This is a genomic window from Streptomyces sp. NPDC002536 (genome assembly GCF_053594995.1).
In genome coordinates this window covers 1-18870 of the sequence record NZ_JBSFWU010000094.1, presented here as the reverse complement: position 1 = coordinate 18870, position 18870 = coordinate 1, and the positions used below count along the sequence as shown (strand labels likewise).

Annotated in this window: 21 protein-coding genes and 1 pseudogene; 7 read left to right on the top strand and 15 right to left on the bottom strand. The window is 71.8% G+C overall.

The window, feature by feature from the left end; translation table 11 throughout:
* Position 1: 1 nt before the first annotated feature.
* Positions 2 to 427: a D-aminoacyl-tRNA deacylase gene (dtd, locus tag ACWD4B_RS27610; RefSeq protein WP_451423299.1), complete on the bottom strand. Its 426-nt coding sequence runs from the start codon at positions 425 to 427 to the stop codon at positions 2 to 4.
* Between the two features lie 139 nt (positions 428 to 566).
* On the opposite strand from dtd, the gene ACWD4B_RS27605 reads away from it, so the two are divergent.
* From ACWD4B_RS27605 to ACWD4B_RS27590, 4 genes are all read left to right on the top strand, one after another.
* A complete protein-coding gene (locus ACWD4B_RS27605; RefSeq protein WP_451423298.1) occupies positions 567 to 1133 on the top strand; it encodes an RsiG family protein in 567 nt (188 codons plus the stop codon).
* 106 nt (positions 1134 to 1239) lie between these two features.
* The gene (locus tag ACWD4B_RS27600; protein WP_451423297.1) at positions 1240 to 2505 is read left to right on the top strand and encodes a GNAT family N-acetyltransferase; all 1266 of its coding nucleotides are present in this window, start codon (positions 1240 to 1242) and stop codon (positions 2503 to 2505) included.
* Between the two features lie 76 nt (positions 2506 to 2581).
* Positions 2582 to 3175: an NADPH-dependent FMN reductase gene (locus tag ACWD4B_RS27595; protein WP_451423296.1), complete on the top strand. Its 594-nt coding sequence runs from the start codon at positions 2582 to 2584 to the stop codon at positions 3173 to 3175.
* Positions 3176 to 3228: 53 nt separating this feature from the next.
* Entirely contained in the window at positions 3229 to 4110 is an 882-nt protein-coding gene (locus tag ACWD4B_RS27590; RefSeq protein ID WP_451423295.1) for a phenylalanine 4-monooxygenase, read from the top strand.
* On the opposite strand, the gene ACWD4B_RS27585 is transcribed toward ACWD4B_RS27590, so the two are convergent.
* The 14 genes from ACWD4B_RS27585 to ACWD4B_RS27520 form a co-directional block, all read right to left on the bottom strand.
* Positions 4107 to 4517 (bottom strand): VOC family protein, encoded by a 411-nt coding sequence (locus ACWD4B_RS27585; RefSeq protein ID WP_336415366.1) that lies wholly within the window; start codon positions 4515 to 4517, stop codon positions 4107 to 4109. The two genes, ACWD4B_RS27590 and ACWD4B_RS27585, sit on opposite strands and share 4 nt — an antisense overlap.
* Before the next feature lie 10 nt (positions 4518 to 4527).
* On the bottom strand, positions 4528 to 4980 hold the full coding sequence (locus tag ACWD4B_RS27580; RefSeq protein WP_451423294.1) for a helix-turn-helix domain-containing protein: 453 nt from the start codon (positions 4978 to 4980) through the stop codon (positions 4528 to 4530).
* A gap of 35 nt (positions 4981 to 5015) precedes the next feature.
* Positions 5016 to 6137, bottom strand: a complete 1122-nt coding sequence (locus ACWD4B_RS27575) for an ADP-ribosylglycohydrolase family protein (RefSeq protein WP_451423293.1) — start codon at positions 6135 to 6137, stop codon at positions 5016 to 5018.
* A 27-nt stretch (positions 6138 to 6164) separates the two neighbouring features.
* The gene (locus ACWD4B_RS27570) at positions 6165 to 6563 is read right to left on the bottom strand and encodes a hypothetical protein (protein WP_451423292.1); all 399 of its coding nucleotides are present in this window, start codon (positions 6561 to 6563) and stop codon (positions 6165 to 6167) included.
* Between the two features lie 18 nt (positions 6564 to 6581).
* Complete coding sequence (locus ACWD4B_RS27565; RefSeq protein WP_451423291.1) at positions 6582 to 8981, bottom strand: ADP-ribosyltransferase; 2400 nt, start codon at positions 8979 to 8981, stop codon at positions 6582 to 6584.
* Positions 8974 to 9387 (bottom strand): DUF6507 family protein, encoded by a 414-nt coding sequence (locus tag ACWD4B_RS27560; RefSeq protein WP_451423290.1) that lies wholly within the window; start codon positions 9385 to 9387, stop codon positions 8974 to 8976. Before ACWD4B_RS27560 ends, ACWD4B_RS27565 begins: the two co-directional genes overlap by 8 nt.
* A gap of 30 nt (positions 9388 to 9417) precedes the next feature.
* Positions 9418 to 9726 carry a pore-forming ESAT-6 family protein gene (locus ACWD4B_RS27555; RefSeq protein WP_451423289.1) on the bottom strand — a complete coding sequence of 103 codons (309 nt, stop codon included), beginning with the start codon at positions 9724 to 9726 and terminating at the stop codon, positions 9418 to 9420.
* Positions 9727 to 9746: 20 nt separating this feature from the next.
* Positions 9747 to 10079 carry a hypothetical protein gene (locus ACWD4B_RS27550; RefSeq protein WP_336415373.1) on the bottom strand — a complete coding sequence of 111 codons (333 nt, stop codon included), beginning with the start codon at positions 10077 to 10079 and terminating at the stop codon, positions 9747 to 9749.
* A gap of 262 nt (positions 10080 to 10341) precedes the next feature.
* Positions 10342 to 11028 (bottom strand): response regulator transcription factor, encoded by a 687-nt coding sequence (locus ACWD4B_RS27545; RefSeq protein WP_336415374.1) that lies wholly within the window; start codon positions 11026 to 11028, stop codon positions 10342 to 10344.
* Entirely contained in the window at positions 11025 to 12377 is a 1353-nt protein-coding gene (locus tag ACWD4B_RS27540) for a sensor histidine kinase (RefSeq protein WP_451423288.1), read from the bottom strand. The genes ACWD4B_RS27545 and ACWD4B_RS27540 overlap by 4 nt, the downstream gene beginning before the upstream one ends.
* A complete protein-coding gene (locus ACWD4B_RS27535; protein WP_451423287.1) occupies positions 12370 to 13653 on the bottom strand; it encodes an acyltransferase family protein in 1284 nt (427 codons plus the stop codon). The genes ACWD4B_RS27540 and ACWD4B_RS27535 overlap by 8 nt, the downstream gene beginning before the upstream one ends.
* Positions 13654 to 13658: 5 nt before the next feature.
* The gene (locus ACWD4B_RS27530) at positions 13659 to 14594 is read right to left on the bottom strand and encodes an alpha/beta hydrolase (RefSeq protein ID WP_451423286.1); all 936 of its coding nucleotides are present in this window, start codon (positions 14592 to 14594) and stop codon (positions 13659 to 13661) included.
* A gap of 132 nt (positions 14595 to 14726) precedes the next feature.
* Positions 14727 to 15698, bottom strand: a complete 972-nt coding sequence (locus ACWD4B_RS27525) for a hypothetical protein (RefSeq protein ID WP_451423285.1) — start codon at positions 15696 to 15698, stop codon at positions 14727 to 14729.
* Between the two features lie 175 nt (positions 15699 to 15873).
* Positions 15874 to 16731, bottom strand: coding sequence for a helix-turn-helix domain-containing protein (locus ACWD4B_RS27520; protein WP_451423284.1), 858 nt, complete (start codon positions 16729 to 16731; stop codon positions 15874 to 15876).
* A gap of 127 nt (positions 16732 to 16858) precedes the next feature.
* Between ACWD4B_RS27520 and ACWD4B_RS27515 the strand changes: the two genes are divergently transcribed.
* From ACWD4B_RS27515 to ACWD4B_RS27505, 3 genes and pseudogenes are all read left to right on the top strand, one after another.
* Complete coding sequence (locus ACWD4B_RS27515) at positions 16859 to 18040, top strand: aldo/keto reductase (protein ID WP_451423283.1); 1182 nt, start codon at positions 16859 to 16861, stop codon at positions 18038 to 18040.
* Positions 18041 to 18137: 97 nt separating this feature from the next.
* On the top strand, positions 18138 to 18539 hold the full coding sequence (locus ACWD4B_RS27510; RefSeq protein WP_336415381.1) for a helix-turn-helix transcriptional regulator: 402 nt from the start codon (positions 18138 to 18140) through the stop codon (positions 18537 to 18539).
* A 17-nt stretch (positions 18540 to 18556) separates the two neighbouring features.
* Positions 18557 to 18775, top strand: a pseudogene (locus ACWD4B_RS27505) (hypothetical protein); the annotation flags it as partial.
* Positions 18776 to 18870: the final 95 nt, after the last annotated feature.

The following is an 18870-nucleotide window of genomic DNA, read 5'->3' as shown; positions in this document are numbered from 1 at the left end:
CTCAGACCTCCACCAGTACCGTGAACGGCCCGTCGTTCGTCAGCGACACCTTCATGTCGGCGCCGAAGCGCCCCGTCTCCACCTGGGCCCCCAGCGCCCGGAGTCGAGCGACGACCTCGTCGACCAACGGCTCCGCCACGTCCCCCGGCGCCGCCGCGTTCCACGTGGGCCGGCGCCCCTTCCGCGCGTCACCGTAAAGCGTGAACTGGGAGATCACCAGCAGCGGCGCCCCCACGTCCGAACAGGACTTCTCGTCCGGCAGCACCCGCAGGGACCACAGCTTGCGGGCCAGTTGCGCCGCCTTCGCCGCCGTGTCGTCGTGCGTCACCCCGACGAGCACGCACAGCCCGGTTCCGATGATCTCGCCGACCACTTCGCCGTCCACGACGACGCTCGCCCCGTTCACCCTCTGCACCACAGCACGCATGCCGACCATGATGCCTCGTACGGCATCAGGGCCGTTCGGGTGGAGAGACCCTGCGCGGGGGGCGCGCTCGGTGGCACGATGCGTGCAGGCGGTGCTCCATGCGCGCCGCCCCACGGGCCCGAGGGGACGGAAGACGGCCATGACGACACGCAAGGCACTGGACACCACGGCAGTGGACACGGCGGGCGCCCTGCGCGGCGCCCTCGCGCCCCGGCCCCCGAGCCAGCGCTCCGGCCGGCTGGCCGACGTCGGCCTCGCGGAGCTGCGGTCGCGGCGCCGCGAGGCGCAGCGGGAGGAGGCGGACCTCAGTTACGTGCGGCGGCTGCTCCAGGGCCGTATCGACATCCTGCGCGCCGAGCTGTCCCGCCGCTCGGGGCCGGGTTCGCCCGTCGTGGAGCGGCTGCCGGAGATCCTCGCGGACGGCCCCTCCGCGCACCGTTCGTCCGCCCGGCACGTGCGGCTGGGCACTCCGGTCGGCGACGAGTGCCGGCAGCTGGCCGAGGACATGCTCTCCGAGGTGGGGCTCTCGGACCCGGAGGCCCGGACCGAGCAGGAGCTGCGCGAGGGGATGGCGCGGCTGACGGGGTACGAGCGGCAGGTGTCGGCGCGCCGCCGCCTGCTGCAGCAGACCGCGGACGACTGCGGTGCGGAGATCGCCCGCCGGTACCGCGACGGCGAGGCACAGGTGGACGACCTCCTCGCATGACTGCATGCATGACTGAATGACTGCATGACTGCGCACGTGTGAGCGCCCTGTGGCGGCCCGGAAAAATGGCATGCAGGCCGTGCGGGGGCGGCCCTAGCGTGCATCCATGAGCCCCCTGAGTCCTCGCCCGGCCGTCCCCCGGATCCGTACGCTCGACGACTCCGACCTACCCGACTGGCTGCGCACCATGCGCACCGGCTTCCTCAGGCCGCCGGTGGTGCCCAAGGAGGAGGTGGAGATACGCCTGGCGGGCATGGACCTGGACCGCACGCAGGGCGCCTTCGACGACGGGCGCTGCGTGGCCACGTTCCGCAGCTTCGCGCAGCAGATCTCCGTACCGGGCGGCGCCTCCGTACCGGCGAACGCGGTCTGCAACGTCACCGTCGCGCCGACGCACCGCAGGCGCGGGCTGCTCGGCTCGATGATGGAGCGCGACCTGCGGGCCGCCAAGGAGCGCGGTGACGCGGCCGCCACCCTGATCTCCGCCGAGTACCCGATCTACGGGCGCTACGGGTTCGGCCCGGCCACCTGGGTCACCGAGTGGGAGGTGGAGACGGCCCGCACCGGGCTCTCCGACCGTTACGCGGCCCCGGAGTGCGGCGGCCGCGTCGACCTCGTCGACGGTGCCGCCGTCCGCGAGCTCGGCCCCGCCCTGCACGAGCGGCTGCGGACGCTGCAGCACGGCGCCGTCGACCGCACCGAGCGCTGGTGGCGGTTCGCCACGGGCGACCTGCCGCGGCACGGCTTCACCTGGACCGAGCCGTTCTACGCGGTGTACCGCTCGCCCGAGGGCCGCGTCGACGGCCTGGTCGCGTACACCGCCGACGACGCCTGGGAGGCCAAGCGCCCGCTGTGCTCGGCCCACGTGCGGGACCTCGTGGCCGTCTCCCCCGCCGCGGCGCGTGCCCTGTGGCACTTCCTGCTGACGATCGACTGGGTCACCAAGGTCACCACGGGCCTGCGTGCCCCCGACGACCTGCTCCCGCTGCTGCTGCCGGACCCGCGTGCGGCCCGGGTGCTCACCCACGCCGACTTCCTGTGGCTGCGCCCGCTCGACGTGCCGGCCCTGCTGACCGCCCGCACCTACGCCTGCCCCGGCTCGCTCGTCCTGGAGGTCACCGACCCGCAGGGGCCGGCCGGTGGGCGCTGGCTGCTGGAGGCCGGGCCGGACGGCGCGAGCTGCACGCCCACCCGGCGTCCGGCCGAACTCGTGCTGGACGTCGGCGCGTTGGGGGCGCTGTACCTCGGCGACGAGTCCGTGCTGCGGCTGGTCGCGCTGGGCCGGGCCGGGGAGGAGAGCCCGGGTGCGGCCGCGCGTGCGGAGCCGGTGCTGCGGACGGCGGCGCGGCCGTGGTGCCCGGACGTCTTCTGACGGACTTGACCTCAACCATTGTTGAGGTTGGAGGCTTCTTCCTGTACCGCTTCAACTGAGCGAAGGAAGAAGCCTCATGTCCGAGCGCCCCTACCGCCTTGCCGTCATCGTCGCCTCCACCCGTGAGGGCCGCTTCGGTCCCACGGTCGCCAACTGGCTGGCCCTGCAGACCGCGCAGCGCGACGACGTCGAGACCGACGTCATCGACCTCGCCTACCACCCCCTGCCGGCCAGCCTCAGCCGTGACCCCGCCCCGGAGGACGCCGCCGCCCTCGCCGCCGTGACGCCGCGACTGGCGGAGGCGGACGCCTTCATCGTCATCACCCCCGAGTACAACCACAGTTACCCCGCCTCCCTGAAGCAGCTCATCGACTGGCACTACACCCAGTGGCAGGCCAAGCCCGTCGCCTTCGTCTCCTACGGCGGGCTCTCCGGCGGCCTGCGCGCGGTGGAGCACCTGCGCCCGGTCTTCTCCGAGCTGCACGCGGTGACCATCCGCGAGACGGTCAGCTTCCACAGCCCCTGGGGCAAGCTGGACGACTCCGGCCGCCATCTGGACGAGGCGGCCGGCCAGTCCGCGGCCGGCGCGGCCAAGGTACTGCTCGACCAGCTCGGCTGGTGGGCCCTGGCCCTGCGCGGAGCCCGAGAGGCACGCCCCTACGGCGCCTGAGCGCGGCCGCGACGGCGGTTACCACGCGCGTCCGTCCGGGAACCCTCTGTCCCATGACCGATCCACGGAGGCAGACCCCGGTGACGCCCGACGGCCGCCTCGGCCCGGCCGCCCACCACCCCGGCCGGTCCGACGCCCGCTATCTGGAGCGCCGCAACGCGCTGGCCCGGCTGGCCGACGGCCACCGGGCGGGCGACCGGCTGCCGGACGTGGACTACACGGAGACCGAGCACACGACCTGGCGCACGGTCCACGCCGCGCTCGCCGTCGCACACCGCGCGCATGCGTCCCGCGAGGTGCTGGAGGCCCGTGAGGGGTTCCCCGTCCCCCCGGACCGCATCCCCGGGCTCACGGAGACCGCGGACCGGCTGCGGAGGCTGACGGGCTTCGGCTTCACCCTCACCGGCGGCCCGGTGGAGAACCGCCGCTTCCTGGGCGCGATGGCGGACGGCTGGTTCCACGCCGTCCCGTTCGTCCGGCACCCGGCGATACCGCTCTACACCCCCGAACCCGACGTGATCCACGACCTGTTCGGCCACGGCATCCACCTGTCCTCCCCCCGGTTCGCCGAGCTCTACCGCATGTTCGGCAAGGCGGCACTGCGGGCGGCGGACGAGGAGGCGCTGCGGCGGATCAACCGCGTGTACTGGTACACGCTGGAATTCGGCGTCCTGGAGGAGTCGGGGGAACCGAAGGCGTACGGTGCGGCGCTCCTGTCGTCGTACGGCGAACTGGCGCGGCTGCCGAGTTGCAGGGTCCGCCCGCTGGACATGCGGGAGATGGCACGGACGCCGTACTACTCCGCGGCGTACCAGCCGGTGCTCTTCGCGGGCCGGTCGATGGAGCATGTGCGGGAGGAACTGGGGACGTTCCTGGACGCGGAGGCCGATGCCCCAGACGCTCCAGACACTCCAGGTGCTCCAGATGCTCCTTAGGCGATCGGCTGGGTGAACCGGATGCGGTTGCCGAAGGGGTCCCGCAGGCCGCAGTCGATCCCGTACGGCCGCTCCGTCGGCCCCTCGGTGAACTCGACGCCCCGGGCGAGCAGGGTCTCGTAGGTCTTGCGGCAGTCGTCGGTGGTGAAGATGAGCCAGCCGCCCATGGCGCCCTTGGTCACCAACTCGCGGACCTGCTGGGCCGTCTCCTCGGACATCGCCGGGGCGCCGGGCTTCTCCAGCAGGATCTGCCGGCCGGGCTCGCCGGGGACCGAGACGGTGAGCCACCGCATGAACCCGAGCGGGACGTCGGCGGCCACCTCCAGGCCGAGCTTGCCGACGTAGAAGTCGAGGGCCTCGTCCTGGTCGAGGACGTATATCTGCGATTGCGTGATGGCGTTGAACATGTGCATCAGCCTAGGAGGCCCCGCCGCCGGAGACTTCTCCGAAACTGCTCTGACTGCTCGAACTGCTCGGCCGCGTCCACGCCATCGCGAAGCAGTTGGGCACGTGCGTGGTGGGCGGTGTCCGCTTGCGGTACTCCCGCGGAGAGTGCCCCACGATGTCGCGGAACGTCCGGCTGAACGTCCCGAGACTGCCGAACCCGACCTCGAAACAGATGTCGGTGACGGGCCGCCGGGTCTCCCGCAGCAGGAACATGGCCCGTTCGACCCGCCGCCGCTGCAGGTACCGGTGCGGCGTCTCCCCGAAGGCGGCCCGGAAGGTCCGCGTGAAGTGCGCCTCGGAGACGTGCGCGATCTGCGCGAGCGCGGGGACGTCGAGGGGCTCCGCGTAAGCACGGTCCATCGCGTCCCGGGCGCGCAGCAGACGGCGGTTGGAGTCCTCGACGGCACGGTTCACGGGTGCCATCAGACCACGTGCGCCCTTTACGGGGCGCTGTCGCGTCAGTTGTGCGGGTAGCGCTCCGCGGGGAACAGCGGCGTGCCCTCCGGGCGGGACGGTCCGTGGAAGGCGTACGCCAGGTCGTCGGCGACCTCGGCGATGACCGCGCGCCCCTCCGTCTGCGCCAGCCAGTACGGCGGCAGGGCCGCGTCGCCGTGCAGGGCGCCGAGGAGGTTGCCGCAGAGGGAGCCGGTCGAGTCGCTGTCGCCGGAGTGGTTGACGGACAGCAGGAGCGCCTCGGCGACGGAGCCGGGGTGCGGGTGGGCGAGCGCGGCGTAGACGGCGATGGCGAGGGCCTCTTCGGCGATCCAGCCGCCGCCGAGGGTCTCGGTCCTCTCGGGCGAGGGCGCACCGTCGGCGGCCAGCGCGAGGGCCGCGCGCAGCGCCGCCGTCGTCTCCTCGTGGCCGGGGAAGCGGGCCAGGTGCTCCAGGGCGCGGAGCACGGAACCCTCCAGGGAGTCGCCGTCCAGCAGGTGCCGCACGATCGCGGCGAACGCACCGGCCGCGTAGTACCCGGTGGGGTGCCCGTGCGTGATCTGCGCGCAGCGGGCGGCCAGGTCGAAGGCCTCGGCGGCGGACGTGCCGGTGAGCCCGAAGGGCGCCGAGCGCATGACCGTTCCGCAGCCCTTGGACTGCGAGTTGACCGGCCCCGGGGTGCCGTCGAGGGGACGGCGCGGGTCCGGGACGTGGGTGTGCTGCAGCCCGGAGAGGCAGGCGTTGCCGGGCGCACGGCGCGCGTACAGCCACGGCTGGTACCGCAGCCACCCGGCGAGCCGCACCACGTCGTGCCGGTCCGCCGCGGGCGGCGGGGCGGGGTGACGCTGGGTGTCCAGCCAGCGGAGGTAGGCGTTGCGGACGGCACCGGTGGCCGCCCCCGGGGTCTCCCGGGCGCGGATGAGCCCCTCGGCGGTGAAGAGCGTCATCTGCGTGTCGTCGGTGACCCTCCCGACGACACCGTCCCCCTCCGGCACGAGCCCGGTGATGCCGGCCGCGCCGTAGGTGCCGCGGATCGCGGACAGGGAGAGGAACTCGATCGGATTGCCGAGGGCATCGCCGATCGCACCCCCGAGCAGACAGCCACGGATGCGGGCGCGGAGGGTGCCGGCGGGCACGATGTGGGTCACGGGGAGTTCCTCTTCGTCGGGGGCGCTTCAGGCCTGGGCGGCCAGTTGCTCCAGAGCGGCCAGACTCGGGGCCTCGGCCAGGGAGCCCGGCACGATACGGGTGCTCGACGCGTCGCCGGCGTCCCGCATCATTTCGGCGAGCGCCTCGGTGGGAGCGACACCGCGGGCCTTGGCGTCGCGCAGCTTCATCACCCACGGGTAGGAAGCGTTGTACGCCTCGTCCCCAGCGGCTTCGCGCGGCTCCCAGTCGGCAGCGTCGTCGGCGTCGTTGGCCCAGACGTATCCGAGCACGGTGCCGGATGCGTCGGCCACGGCGAAGTACCGAACAGGCTTGTCCGTTTTGCCGGCATACATGGCCGGACCGTCGCTCCGCTTGAAAACGAGGTCTTCCTCGAAACGCGGGTTGACCCGTCGCTCGTCACTCATGGCAATGCCCCTCTCGCGCTACTTCTTCATCGGCAGGACTTCGCCGTAGATCTGCCACTGCCCATTTTCCCTGAAGACCTTGGTCACCTTGTACTCCACACCACGGCCGAGCAGCAGTTCCCGCTCGTCCAGGCCGAACTGGCTGATCTTCTCCACCCAGAGGGCCGGCGTCCCCTTGGGCACTCGGAGACGGAGAACGGCGTCCTTGCCCGCAAAGCTCGGAACCGGGTGATTGCCGAGCGACGTGGACATGTACCCCTGGTCGGGAAACGTATTGCCGACCATCTGGTGCGGCTTCACATCGATGTGCCCGAGGCCGGTGCCCCGCACGACCATGATGTCCTCCGGCAGCGGGCGGCCCGCCAACACCTTGTCGGTTTCGGCGATGTTGTGGAGCACGTGGGGCGTGCCCAGGTCCTCCGTGCCACGGAGGTAGCCGTTCATCTCCTTGTACGTCGCGGACCCCGGAGCCCCTACGACCGCGGGCTCGCAGGTGTACTCATGGATGGCCTTCGCCTGCTCCGGGGGGAGGTTCTCCGCGTAGTCGTTCCAGTGCTCCTGGCCGTATCGGACGGCCGCCCGGTCGTCCACGAACTCCCGAGTACCGTGCGCGACTTCGGCGAGCGCGACCTTGTGCTTCTCGGCCGTCGGCAGCCCGCCCCACTCCTCGGCCGACACATGTGGCGTGTGGCCGCCCGCCGGGTGCACCCCGCCCGCATCCCCCGCACCGTGCGGCCCGGGGGCGGAGTCCGTACCGCCGTGGTCGGCCGACGTCCCGTGGTCGGCGGGCGCACCGTGGTCGCCGTGATCGCCGTGGGGGCCCGGTTCGTCGCCGTGGTGCGGTGCATCGTGCCCGTGCCCCGACGGCTGGTGGTCGTGCGGTGCACCGTGGTCACCGCCGGAGTGCGGCGGCGTGCCGTGATCGCCGCCCGTGTGCGGGTCGTGCCCGCCGTGCCCGCCCGTGTGCGCGGTGTTGTCCGTGCCGCCCGCGTGGGCGAAGGCCGGCTGATCGGCATGGGCGGCAGGTGCCGCATGCCCCGGGGTTCCCCCGGGCGTCGACAGCTGCTGGTGCACCGCGCGGTCGGCCGCGTTCGCCTCCACCGGGATCGGGTCCTGGTGCGGCACTCCCGCCGGTGTGGCCATCGTGCCGTCCCCGTGCAGCAGCGTGCCGTCGGGGAGCTTGACCGGGGCGTCGTGGAACGCCGCGGGCACGGCCGCCGGTGCTTCCGGCATGTGGATGTTCATGTCGTGCGGGAGGGAGATGTCGGCCGGGGAGATCTTGGGGCCGCCCAGGCCGTCCCGCAGGCCGGCCATCAGGTCTCCGACCTTGGGCACCGAGATGTTCAGGGCGCTCATGCCCTTGCCCAGCCCCTTGGTCACATAGGTCATCGGGTCGATGACCTCACCGGCCTTGCCCAGCACCGAGACCGTCTTGGCGATGGCACCGGCCTTGGCCGCGCCGCCCGAACCGCCCGTGAAGACCGTCGTCAGGACGTTGAACGTGACGCCGCCCGCCGCACGTGCCGGGTTCTTGCTCCACTCGTCCCAGGCGACCAGCGCCTTGCCCGTCTCCTTCACCGCGGTACGCGAATCCCGCAGCCAGGACGGCATCTTGTCGGCCGGCATCGCCCAGAACGCCGGGCCCACGCCCGGAAGCGTCGAAATCGCCAGCCCCGTGGCCAGTTTGGCCAGGCCGGTCCAGGCCTGGCCGGCCTTGTCCCAGCCGTCCACGCCCACCAGCGTGCCCAGGCCCTTGACCGTGCCCCAGATGCCGTCGATGACGATGCCGTCCCACACGAACGACTTGATCCAGTGGCCGACCTCGTACCAGTGGTGCTTCTGGTCCACCGGATCGCCCCACGGCAGCTTGGCGTGCTTCAGGTCATCGGCCTTGAAGCCGTACATGCCCTTGCCGTGCGAACCGTCATCCGTCGTCCAGTGCGTACCGCCCTTGTACAGGCCGGTGATCTTGTTCGCACAACGGCGCTCCGCCTCCTGGAACGCCGCCACCGCCGCATCGATGTCGTCCCGGATGCGGTTGTGGTGATCCGTCTTCTTCTTGTCGTACTCCCAGTCCTTGTCGTCCTTCACGGACGCAACGAACTGCTCGGCTTCCTGCTTGAGCGACTTCAGCTTCGCCGCCAGCGGACGCCCCTCCGACGCGAACTCCGTCAGCGCGGAGGAGACCTTCTCCAAGTCACCCGCGAAATCCTTGGACTTGTCACGCACGGGGAGCGTGGTCTTGAAGAGATCGTCCGCCTCGGGCGCGTGGTAGTACGCCGACAGCCCCTGGAACTGGGAGTGGATGTCCCCGCCCGTGCCCCGGATGCTGCCCGCATCCTTCTTCAGGCCCGTCGCGTCCTTCTCCAGCGCCTCGAAGTCCCCGGTGAACAGCCAGATCTGGCCGGGATCAAGCATCCTTCGTTCCCCCGTTGCCGGCGCCCTTGCCGGTCATCGCCGCGATCTCCTGCGGCGTGACCGCCTTCTCCGCCTCGTGCATCAGACGCTCGGCCATCTCCTGATCGCCGTTGGCGTAGGCGACCGTGGCGTCCTTCGCACCGTTCAGCGACTTGCTCGTGCGCGCGGCGATGAACTTCAGGTCGTCCTGCGTGTGTTGCGCGAACTCGGCAAGGGCGGCACCGACCAGACCTCCGCCGCCGTCCTTCGGCGCCTCACCACCGGGCGCGAGCGTACCCGCGTGCCCGGCAGCGCCCTTCATGTTGCCCTGGTACGAATCGAGCTCGTCCTTCAACTTGCCGGCTGTCTCGCCGGTCGTCTTGAGCACCGAGCTCACACCGCTCACGTTGATGTCCCACTTGGACACGACGACGCCCTCCCCCGTTGCTGTGGCAGCTCAGCCGATGCCGTCGACGGCGGCCTTCGCCTTGGCCAGCGTCGACTGGGCCGTGCCGTCGTTCTTCTCCATCGTGGTGCGGAGGAGATGAATGATCTGGCGGACCTCGTGCGCCGCGCTCTGCCAGCGCAGTTCCTTGCCGTGGTACTGGTCCGAGACGCCGTCGGCCGTGAAGTCCGCCATCGCAGCCTTCACGGCCGCATCGCGCTCCGTCAGCACCGTCTCAAGGCGGGAGATGATGCCCTGCAACGAGCCCTGGACCTCGCCCGAAGCACCCGTGTCATAGCTGCGGCGGTCTGCATTCGCCATGATCGAATTCCCCCGTGTTCCTAGCGGCCCGAGAAGCGGGCCGCGTCGAAGTTCGCCGACGCCATCTGCTGACGCGCGTTGTCCGCCGACTCCTGGTCACCCTGACCGAAGGAGCTGTCCATACCGGACTGACCACCCAGAATCGCGCTCAGCGCGCTGTTCAGGTCCGCCGTCACCTGGTCCGAATGCGACTTGAACGAGTCGAACGCCTGCTTGCCCGCACCGTTGAACTTCCCCTCCAACGGCTGCGCCGCAGCAATCAGCTGCCGGATCAGACCACCCAGGTCCTCACTCGAACCCCGCGTCTTGCCCACCAGGCCCGACAACGCCGTATTACCCATGTCGAACTTCACGAGCTCACCCCCGCGTCTCATGCGCCGCCACTCGACGACGCCGTCATGTCTATCAACATCGACGCGGCGGCCACAAAGCACCCCCTGATCTGACGGCTAATCAGCAATAACCCGCTGGGAGAAGCAGATCCATTCGCCCGCAATTTCCGCCATAACCGGAAAGGTGCACCCTGCAGGAATCACACAGAAGATCCGCAGAAGATCCACAGAAGACCCGTAGAAGATCCGTGGAAACCCCACAGAGATCCCGCAGGGACGCCCCTCAGTACCCCGCCGGCCGCACCAGCCCCGTCTCGTACGCGAAGACCGCCGCCTGCGTCCGGTCCCGCAGCCCCAGCTTGCCCAGGATGCGGCCGACGTGGGTCTTCACCGTCTGCTCCGCCACGACCAGCCGCTCGGCGATCTCCCCGTTCGACAGCCCCTGGGCGATCAGGACCAGCACCTCGGTCTCGCGCTCCGTCAGGACCCCGGCGCGCTGCCTGACCGGCGTGCGCACGGCGGCACCGGCTGTCACCCTGGAGTACTCGGCGATGAGCCGCTTGGTGATGTTCGGCGCTAGCAGCGCCTCGCCGGCGGCCACCACCCGTACTGCCTGTGCGAGTTCCGCAGCCGACGCATCCTTCAGCAGGAAGCCGGACGCACCCGCACGCAGCGCCTCGTACACGTACTCGTCCAGGTCGAAGGTGGTCAGGATCAGCACCTTCACCGCGGCGTCCGCCGGGGCGGTGACGCGGCGCGTCGCCTCGATGCCGCCGAGGCCGGGCATCCGGATGTCCATCAGGACGACGTCGGGGGCGACTTCGGCGACCTTGGCGACGGCATCGAGCCCGTCCACCGCCTGGCCGACCACCTCGATGCCGGGCTCGGCGTTGAGCAGCACCGTGAAGCCCTGGCGGACCATCATCTGGTCGTCGGCGATCAGTACGCGGATGGGCGGCGTTGTCGTCATGGGACGTCCCTAACAGGAGCAGCAGAGGCAGTTGAGGCGGCGGAGGGGGAATCGGGCAGGACCGCGGTCACGTCCCAGCCGCCCTCGGGCGTGGGTCCGACGGCCAGTTCGCCGCCCAGCATCGCCGTGCGCTCGCGCATGCCGAGCAGGCCGTGCCCGGCACCCGGTGAGGACGAAGCGGCCCGGCCCGGTGCGGAGTTGGTGACACGGACCGTGACCCCGATGGACCCGTACCAGGTCTCGACCCGCACCTCCGCCCCCGGTGCGTGCCGCATCGCGTTGCTGAGCGCCTCCTGCACGATGCGGTACGCCGACAGCTCGACGCCGGGCGGCAGCGGACGCCGGTCGCCGGTCGTCCCCTCGGTGACCGTGAGACCCGCCGCGCGCACATTCTCGATCAGCTCCGCGAGCTGGTCGAGGGTGGGCTGCGGGGCGTGCCGCACACCGTCCGGCACGGCGTCCTCGGAGCGCAGGACGCCCAGCACCCGGCGCAGTTCGGCGAGGGCCTCGACGGCGTTCTCCCGGATGCCCGCGACGTTCTCCCGCAGCGCGTCCGAGGGGTTGTCGACCAGGTGCGGGGTGACCTGCGCCTGGATGGAGATGACCGACATGTGGTGGGCGACGACGTCGTGCAGCTCGCGCGCTATCCGGTTGCGCTCCTCGAGCTGGGTGCGCCGGGCCCGTTCCTCGGCGGTGAGCTCCTCCTGCACGACGAGCTGGGTCCGGACCACGCGGCGGGCGCGCACGAGGGCACCGATCACGGTCGTGAACGTCAGCACCGCGAAGGCGAAGCGGACGTCGTCGTGGCGGCCCCACGCGCGGAAGGGGCTGCAGGCCAGGGGCGTCACGAGCGAGATCACCAGCGCCTCGGCCGCGACCCGGGGGCGGCACCGCAGTGCCACCAGGAACAGCACCCAGGCCTGCACCAGGAGCCCGTCGCCGACCCAGGGGTACATCGTGCTGCCGTGGAGATCGGCGTGCGTCGCCCATGCGGCCGCGAACACCACGGCCGTCGACGCCCACCACGCCTGGACCGGACGGAACACCGCGGCGACGAACGCCGCAGCCTGGACCCCGCCGAGCAGCAGGCCGGTGTGGGCGCCGAGCCCGTACTGGTACCCGTAGTCGCGCTGGAGGACGATCCACAGGAGCATCCCGATCAGCGCCAGCGGCGGCACGAACACCGGCCACCAGTCCTGCCAGCGCGGCCTCCGGCCCCCGGCTGCCGACAGCGGTTCGACCGGCCCCGTCCACAAGTCCTCGCGCAGCGCCCCCGGCACCGCCCGCAGGGCGCGCGCGAAACGCCGCCCCACCCCGTCCCCCGTTTTCACATCCGTCACCTTAGGCACGCCGCGCCTCCACCAGTCGGGCGGGATACACCGCGTTGACGGACCGGTTGACCACGGCCCGACCGATCACGGGCCGGTCGATCGCGGCCCGGCCGATCACCGGCCGTCTGACCGCCGTCCCGTCGGCCACGGCCCGGCCGCCGGGCCGCCGCCGCTTCCGCGACCCCCGCTGCTCGTACCCCCGGAACGCAGCCCAGCAGATCAGCAGCGCCACCGCGAACACCGGCAGCCAGGCCAGCCGGGCGAGCACCCAGCCCGCGCCGTCGGGCACCGTGTGCAGCCCCGGCAGCGGGTGTCCCGCCAGCAGGCCCGTCGCGGTGACCGCCATCATCGCGGTCTGGTGCCAGAGGAAGACCGTCATCGCCGAGAGGTTGACCAGCGCCACCGCCGCCCACGCGGCCGGCCGCGCGAGAACCCGGCGCAGCGGACCGCGCAGCAACAGCGCCGCTCCGCACTGGGCGAGGCCGAAGGTGACGGCGGCCAGGGTCGGCGGGTTGAGGTTGGATATCGCAGCGCCGGGCACCCCGACCATCGAGGCGGGGTATCCGCCCCACAGGACCAGGCCGGCCGTGACGGCGGCACCACCGAGCAGCAGCACCCACCCGGTCGCCCGGCTCTGCAGGCCGCCGCGCGCCCAGGCCGCACCCAGGCAGTACGGGACGAGCCAGCCCGCGGCCACATTGATCCAGCCGGTCCAGGCGGGGCCGCCGTAGCCGAACCGGAACAGGTCGACGTACAGCACGACGGCCAGCGGCCACAGCGGGTGCAGCCGGGCGACCAACGGGGTCGCCGCCGTCAGCCCGGCGAAGACCAGCAGGAACCACAGGGGCGAGAGCACGAGCTTGAGGAGCGTGTGCAGGGTCTCCACGCCCACCCCGGCAGCGAGCATCCCCACCGCCGCCACGGCCCACACCGTCAGCACGGCGGCGACCGGCCGGAACAGCCGCGCCCACCGGCCGCCGAGCCACTGCCCGTACGTCGTGCCACGGGCCCGGGCGGACGCGTAGCTCTGCGCACCGACCTGGCCCCCGACGAGGAAGAAGACCGCGAGGGTCTGGAACACCCAGGACACCGGGGTCAGTTCGGGCAGGTACTGCAGCGGGCTGGCGCCGTGCACCGTGCCGCTGTCGGCGACCAGGGCCGTCACCAGCCAGTGGCCGAGCACCACGCCCAGGATCGCGAAGGCGCGCAGGGCGTCGACGGCCCGGTCACGGCCGGGCGGGGTTGCGGAATCGATCTGCTGCGCAAGTCCGCGCAGGGAACGGAGTTCGGGCATGGCGGCTACGCCCCTTCCACGATCCGGGCGAGGTTCTTCAGGGACACGGAGCCGGGCTTCAGGTAGTCGCTGTGACCACCGCCGCCCGCGTCGAAGATCCGGGCGCCGAACTTCTTCGAAACCGGGTCCGTGCCGAACCCGACGGTGGTGAAGGGGAGTTCGAGCCGGACGTGCGGCACCTCGGCGATCCAGTCGTCCGTGCCGCGCCCCGCCCAGACGGTGGCCGTGGTGTGCAGCTGACGGACGGTGTCGGCGCCGGTGCCGGGACTGCCGTACAGCACGATGTCGGCGACCTGCAGGCCCGGCGCGGCGCGGCCGCAGACGACGGAGCCGTAGGAGTGGCAGAGGAGCGCGATCCGGGCGCCGGGCTTGGCGTGCGTCAACTCGCCGACGAATGCGCGGAGTCCGGCCGCCGCGCCGTCCGCCCGGCCCGCCGTCACGACCGCCGGGCTCACCGTGCCCGGCGTCCGGTAGCCCAGCCAGGCCACGACGGCGGCCCGGGAGCCGCCGAGCCGATGCTGGAGGGCGACGGCGCCGGAGCGGAAGCGCTCGTAGGTGTCGAGGTTGGTGTCCGACCCCGGTACGAGAACGGCGATGCGCTCGGCGCGGGACAGGTCGCCGAAGACCTCGGCCGTCCGCCCGCCGTCCCGCCCGTCGAAGGAGAGGAAGTGCCGCGCCGGACCGGCCATCGCGTGCAGCTCGGCGGCCCGGCGGCGGTCGCCGTGCCCGGCAGCCGCACGCTCGGCGGCCCGGACGCCCTCGCGGGCGGCGGCGTAACGCGCCTCCAGGGCCGCCGGATCGGCGGAGGCGAGCGGCGCGACCGCAGCCGGAACGGGCACGGGCGCCGGGACGGCCGCGGGACGGGCCGCGCCGGAGACCGGCACGGCCACGGACGCGGCGACGAGCGCGGCGATCAGGCCGCGGCGCAGACGGGTGAGCATGCACAGGACGTTAGGTTTCGGCCCACCTCCCCGGCGTCACACCGGGGAGCCCACTTGCCGCGTAGCTCCGAGGTACTACGGGTAGGGGGCGGGAGCCGGGACCGGCTCCCGCCCCCTACCCGTCACTTGCTTCTACTCGCCGTCGAAGAGTTCCTCGGCCTTGGTGACCTGGAAGGCACGGTCCATCCAGCGGCTCAGCACATCCAGGTCGCGGCACTCCATGACGCGCTTCCAGACTTCGCACGACGCGGGGATGCCACGGTTCTGCAGCACCATCAGGATCAGCCGCACGCGTTCCTCCGCCGCCCCCTCGGCCTTCCCCTCGGCCCTGCCCTCGGCCTTCCCCTCGGCCTTCCCCTCGGCCTTCCCCTCGGCCTTCCCCTCGATCCTGCCCTCCGCCTTGCCCTCCAGGTACTTCTCCTCGAAGAGAGTGCCACGGCCGGGGAAGTACGTACCCACCATGAGTTTCCTCCAGGTCTCTCTCGCCCGGGTGTTCCCCAGGCCGATCTCCAGCAGTTCCGAGTAGTACTCGGCCGACTCGGGGTCGGCCGTCCCCAAGGCAAGCGCCAGCGCCTCCAGTATGTCCGGAGCGCCCTGGTCCCGCCCATGTGTCATGGCCGAGAAGGCCGCCAGCGGCAGATCCCGCCCGGCCTCCTCCGGGTCTGTGATCACCGGGACATTTCCCGGGCCGAGAACCAGCGGGTGCACGGACAGTGCCGTCCAGTTCTCGGGCCCGAGCCGGAAGGGTCCAGCCGCCCAGTCGGCGGTCGCCTTGTCCTGGCAGACCACGAGGAGCAGCGCCGGGCGGTCGTACTTCGCCTTCAGGTGCGCCAGGTAGTACGCCCAGCTGACGGCCTTGGCCGGGTCACGGCGGCCCTGCGCCTCGATGGCCAGGAGGAAACCGCCGCTGCCGTCGGACGGCTCGATCCGCAGCACGCTGTCCACGCGCCGTTCCACGGGCCGTATCTCGGTGACGTCCGCCGTGAGCACGTCGATGGACGCTCTCTCCGGGAGCGGCACATCCAGAATCCGGAACACGGGAACGAGCAGCTCCGGGCGTTCCTGAAAGATCCGGTGCGCAGCCTCGTGGTGCGAAGTGACCATGTTCCGAAGCTAGTTGGCATCACGCCGCCGACCACCAGGGCGGCCACCCACTCGAGGGACGACCGTACGATTTCCCGAACGGAGCCGTCCCGACCGGGGTATCGACCCCGGCGACCCGGCGAACTGTGACTGAGCACGGCAGATGGTCACGCTTCTTGCAACCAAGCGTGAGTTGTCAGCCTTCTTGGCACCCGCCACTGCCGCACAGCCGGTGCAGGGCCACGCGGCTCTCGTCGTCCGCGGCGCGGTAGACCAGAAGCCGCAGCTCCGGGTCCTCCAGCGGGAGCAGGACCTCGAAGTCGACGGCGATCGTCCCGACGGCCGGGTGCCGCAGCAGCTTGCGGCCGCGGCCGTTGACGCGGACCTCCCGCTCGGCCCAGAGCCGGGCGAAGTCCTCGTCCTGCGCGGTGAATTCGGCGATCAGCCCGGCCAGTGCCCGGTCCTCCGGGTGGGCGGCCCAGGCCGCGCGCAGATGGGCGACGCCGTCCCGCAGCACCCCCTCGCGGTCGGCGTAGAAGCCGCGCATCGGCGGGTGCAGCAGGCAGAGCCACATCGCGTTCCGCCGCTCCGGCGGAACGGCGTCGAACTCCGGGAGCAGCCGGGCCATTTCGGGGTTCCAGGCCAGCAGGTCGTAGCGGTGGTCAAGCAGCGCGGCGGGCAGCGGGGAGAGTTCGTCGACCAGGTGGGCCGGCGACGGCGCCGGACCGGTGGCTGCCCCGCCGCGGGTACCGCCGGGGCGGCGCCGTCGGGCCAGGTCGAAGAGGTAGTCGCGTTCGCCGGGTGCCAGCCGCAGGGCCCGGGCCAGCGCCGCCAGCACCTCCGCGGAGGGCCGAAGCCCCCGGCCCTGCTCCAGCCGGACCACGTAGTCGGTGCTGACCCCGGCCAGCTCAGCGACCTCCTCGCGGCGCAGTCCGGGCGTCCGCCGGGCCCGCCGGTGCGCGGGCAGGCCCAGCCGGTCCGGGTCCAGCCGTTCGCGCCTGCTGCGCAGGAAGGCGGCCAGTTCCTCGGTGGTGTCAACGGTTCGTGTCGCCATGACCGGTCCAACCGCCAGGGTGGGACCGGCCTTCCCAGGAAAGTCCCTCCCTTATCCGGGGCCCGCCGCCGCCGCAGACTCGGTCCCGGCAACGGAACACGAACACACGCGAGCACAGGAGAACCTGATGGCACTGGCCCTCGACGACTACCGGCTGCTGGGCCGCTCGGGACTGCGGGTCTCACCGCTGGCCCTGGGCACCGCAACCTTCGGCACCGAATGGGGGTGGGGCGCAGAACGGGCCGAGGCCCGCAAGCTGTTCGACCGCTACGTCGGGCTCGGCGGCAACCTCCTCGACACCGCCGACACCTACACCGACGGCAGCTCCGAGCGCCTGCTGGGCGAGTTCGCCCACGAGGAGCGCGAACGCCTGGTGCTGGCGACCAAGTACTCGACCCTGCGCCGCCCCGGCGACCCGAACTCCGGGGGCGGGCACCGCAAGGCGCTGTTCGGCTCGGTGGAGGGCAGCCTGCGGCGGCTCGGCACCGACTACCTCGACCTGCTGTACCTGCACGTCTGGGACTTCCGGACCTCGGTGGAGGAGGTGCTGCGCGGCCTGGACGACCTGGTCCGGCAGGGCAAGGTGCTGTACGTGGCGATCTCCAACACCCCGGCCTGGCAGGTGTCCCGGATGCAGGCGATCGCCGACCTGCGCGGCTGGTCGCCGCTGGTCGCGCTGCAGCTCGAGTACAGCCTGATCGAACGTACCGCGGAGCGCGACCTGATCCCGATGGCCCGGGAACTGGGCCTGGGCGTGATCCCGTACTCGCCGCTCGGCGGCGGGGTGCTCAGCGGCAAGTACGGCCGGGACGACGTGGGCGCAACGGGCGCCGGCCCCGACGGGAGCACCCGCCGGAGCCACAACCTCGCCCTGGGCACCCTCACCGAACGCAGCCTCGGCGTGGCCGGGGTGGTCCGGGAGGTGGCCGGCGAACTGGGGTACACCCCGGCCCAGGTGGCGCTGGCCTGGACACTGCGGAAGCCGGGCGTGACGAGCACGCTGCTCGGCGCCCGCACCCCCGCCCAATTGGAGGACAACCTGGGCGCCCTGGCGGTCGAGCTGACGGACGCCCAGCTGGCCCGGCTCGACGCGGCGGGCGCGATCGCCCTCGGCCAGCCGCACGAGCTGCTTGCGAGCGAGCCCATCCGCCGGGTGACCACGGGCGACCTGCGAATTGAGACCCGCCGCCGACCCGGCCGCCAGCGGCGGGAGCTGGAGTCCGGAGCCGCGGTCGGCTCACCGTCCGGGCGAGCCACGTCCGGATCGCTTCCGCGTTGGCGACGGTCGAACTGGTTCCAACTCTCGTGACCAGGTTCCAACCAGCGTGCTCAGCCACACACGCCGAAACACACTTTTGCTAGCATCCTGCTTGCAAAAGTTAGCAAGGTGCGGCAGCATCGCAGACATGGCTTCACTCAACGTCGGCAATCTCGGCGAGTACCTCCGCGAGCAGCGGCGCACCGCGCAGCTGACCCTGCGGCAGCTCGCCGATGCCGCGGGAGTGTCCAATCCGTACCTCAGCCAGATCGAGCGCGGCCTGCGCAAGCCGAGCGCCGAGATCCTGCAGCAGCTCGCCAAGGCGCTGCGGATCTCCGCCGAGACGCTGTACGTGCAGGCCGGGATCCTCGACGAGCGGGACCGCGAAGAGGCCGAGGTCCGCAGCGTGATCCTCGCCGACCCGACGATCAACGAGCGCCAGAAGCAGGTGCTGCTGCAGATCTACGAGTCCTTCCGCAAGGAGAACGCCGCCGAGGCGGAGAACGACCGCACGAGCGACAGCTCGGGCGACACCAAACCTTCCAGCTGACCCGGGAGATCATCGCCATGGCCCTCACCACCCAGGACATCCGCAAGACGGCCACCACCGCCGGCTACGCGGCCGCCGGTGCCGCCGACCTCACCGCGGAGAAGATCGGGCAGCTCGTCGCAGAGGCGCCGGGCCGCATCGAGCAGCTGCGCAACACCGACCCCAAGACCGTGCAGGAGCGGGTGACCAAGGGCGCCAAGGACGCGCAGGCGCAGGTCACCGCCAAGTTCACCGAGACGCTCTCCGGCGTCACCGAGGTGAACTCGCAGATCATCATGAAACGGATCAAGGAGCCGCGCGGGCTGCCGGTCGACCGCTGAGCGCTCAGGCG

Excerpts from the sequence above, each read along its gene's own strand:
- dtd (WP_451423299.1), bottom strand. The coding sequence starts at position 427 with ATGCGTGCTGTGGTGCAGAGGGTGAACGGGGCGAGCGTCGTCGTGGAC.
- ACWD4B_RS27605 (WP_451423298.1), top strand. The coding sequence starts at position 567 with ATGACGACACGCAAGGCACTGGACACCACGGCAGTGGACACGGCGGGC.
- ACWD4B_RS27600 (WP_451423297.1), top strand. The coding sequence starts at position 1,240 with ATGAGCCCCCTGAGTCCTCGCCCGGCCGTCCCCCGGATCCGTACGCTC.
- ACWD4B_RS27595 (WP_451423296.1), top strand. The coding sequence starts at position 2,582 with ATGTCCGAGCGCCCCTACCGCCTTGCCGTCATCGTCGCCTCCACCCGT.
- ACWD4B_RS27590 (WP_451423295.1), top strand. The coding sequence starts at position 3,229 with ATGACCGATCCACGGAGGCAGACCCCGGTGACGCCCGACGGCCGCCTC.
- ACWD4B_RS27585 (WP_336415366.1), bottom strand. The coding sequence starts at position 4,517 with ATGTTCAACGCCATCACGCAATCGCAGATATACGTCCTCGACCAGGAC.
- ACWD4B_RS27580 (WP_451423294.1), bottom strand. The coding sequence starts at position 4,980 with ATGGCACCCGTGAACCGTGCCGTCGAGGACTCCAACCGCCGTCTGCTG.
- ACWD4B_RS27570 (WP_451423292.1), bottom strand. The coding sequence starts at position 6,563 with ATGAGTGACGAGCGACGGGTCAACCCGCGTTTCGAGGAAGACCTCGTT.
- ACWD4B_RS27565 (WP_451423291.1), bottom strand. The coding sequence starts at position 8,981 with ATGCTTGATCCCGGCCAGATCTGGCTGTTCACCGGGGACTTCGAGGCG.
- ACWD4B_RS27555 (WP_451423289.1), bottom strand. The coding sequence starts at position 9,726 with ATGGCGAATGCAGACCGCCGCAGCTATGACACGGGTGCTTCGGGCGAG.
- ACWD4B_RS27545 (WP_336415374.1), bottom strand. The coding sequence starts at position 11,028 with ATGACGACAACGCCGCCCATCCGCGTACTGATCGCCGACGACCAGATG.
- ACWD4B_RS27535 (WP_451423287.1), bottom strand. The coding sequence starts at position 13,653 with ATGCCCGAACTCCGTTCCCTGCGCGGACTTGCGCAGCAGATCGATTCC.
- ACWD4B_RS27530 (WP_451423286.1), bottom strand. The coding sequence starts at position 14,594 with ATGCTCACCCGTCTGCGCCGCGGCCTGATCGCCGCGCTCGTCGCCGCG.
- ACWD4B_RS27525 (WP_451423285.1), bottom strand. The coding sequence starts at position 15,698 with ATGGTCACTTCGCACCACGAGGCTGCGCACCGGATCTTTCAGGAACGC.
- ACWD4B_RS27520 (WP_451423284.1), bottom strand. The coding sequence starts at position 16,731 with ATGGCGACACGAACCGTTGACACCACCGAGGAACTGGCCGCCTTCCTG.
- ACWD4B_RS27515 (WP_451423283.1), top strand. The coding sequence starts at position 16,859 with ATGGCACTGGCCCTCGACGACTACCGGCTGCTGGGCCGCTCGGGACTG.
- ACWD4B_RS27510 (WP_336415381.1), top strand. The coding sequence starts at position 18,138 with ATGGCTTCACTCAACGTCGGCAATCTCGGCGAGTACCTCCGCGAGCAG.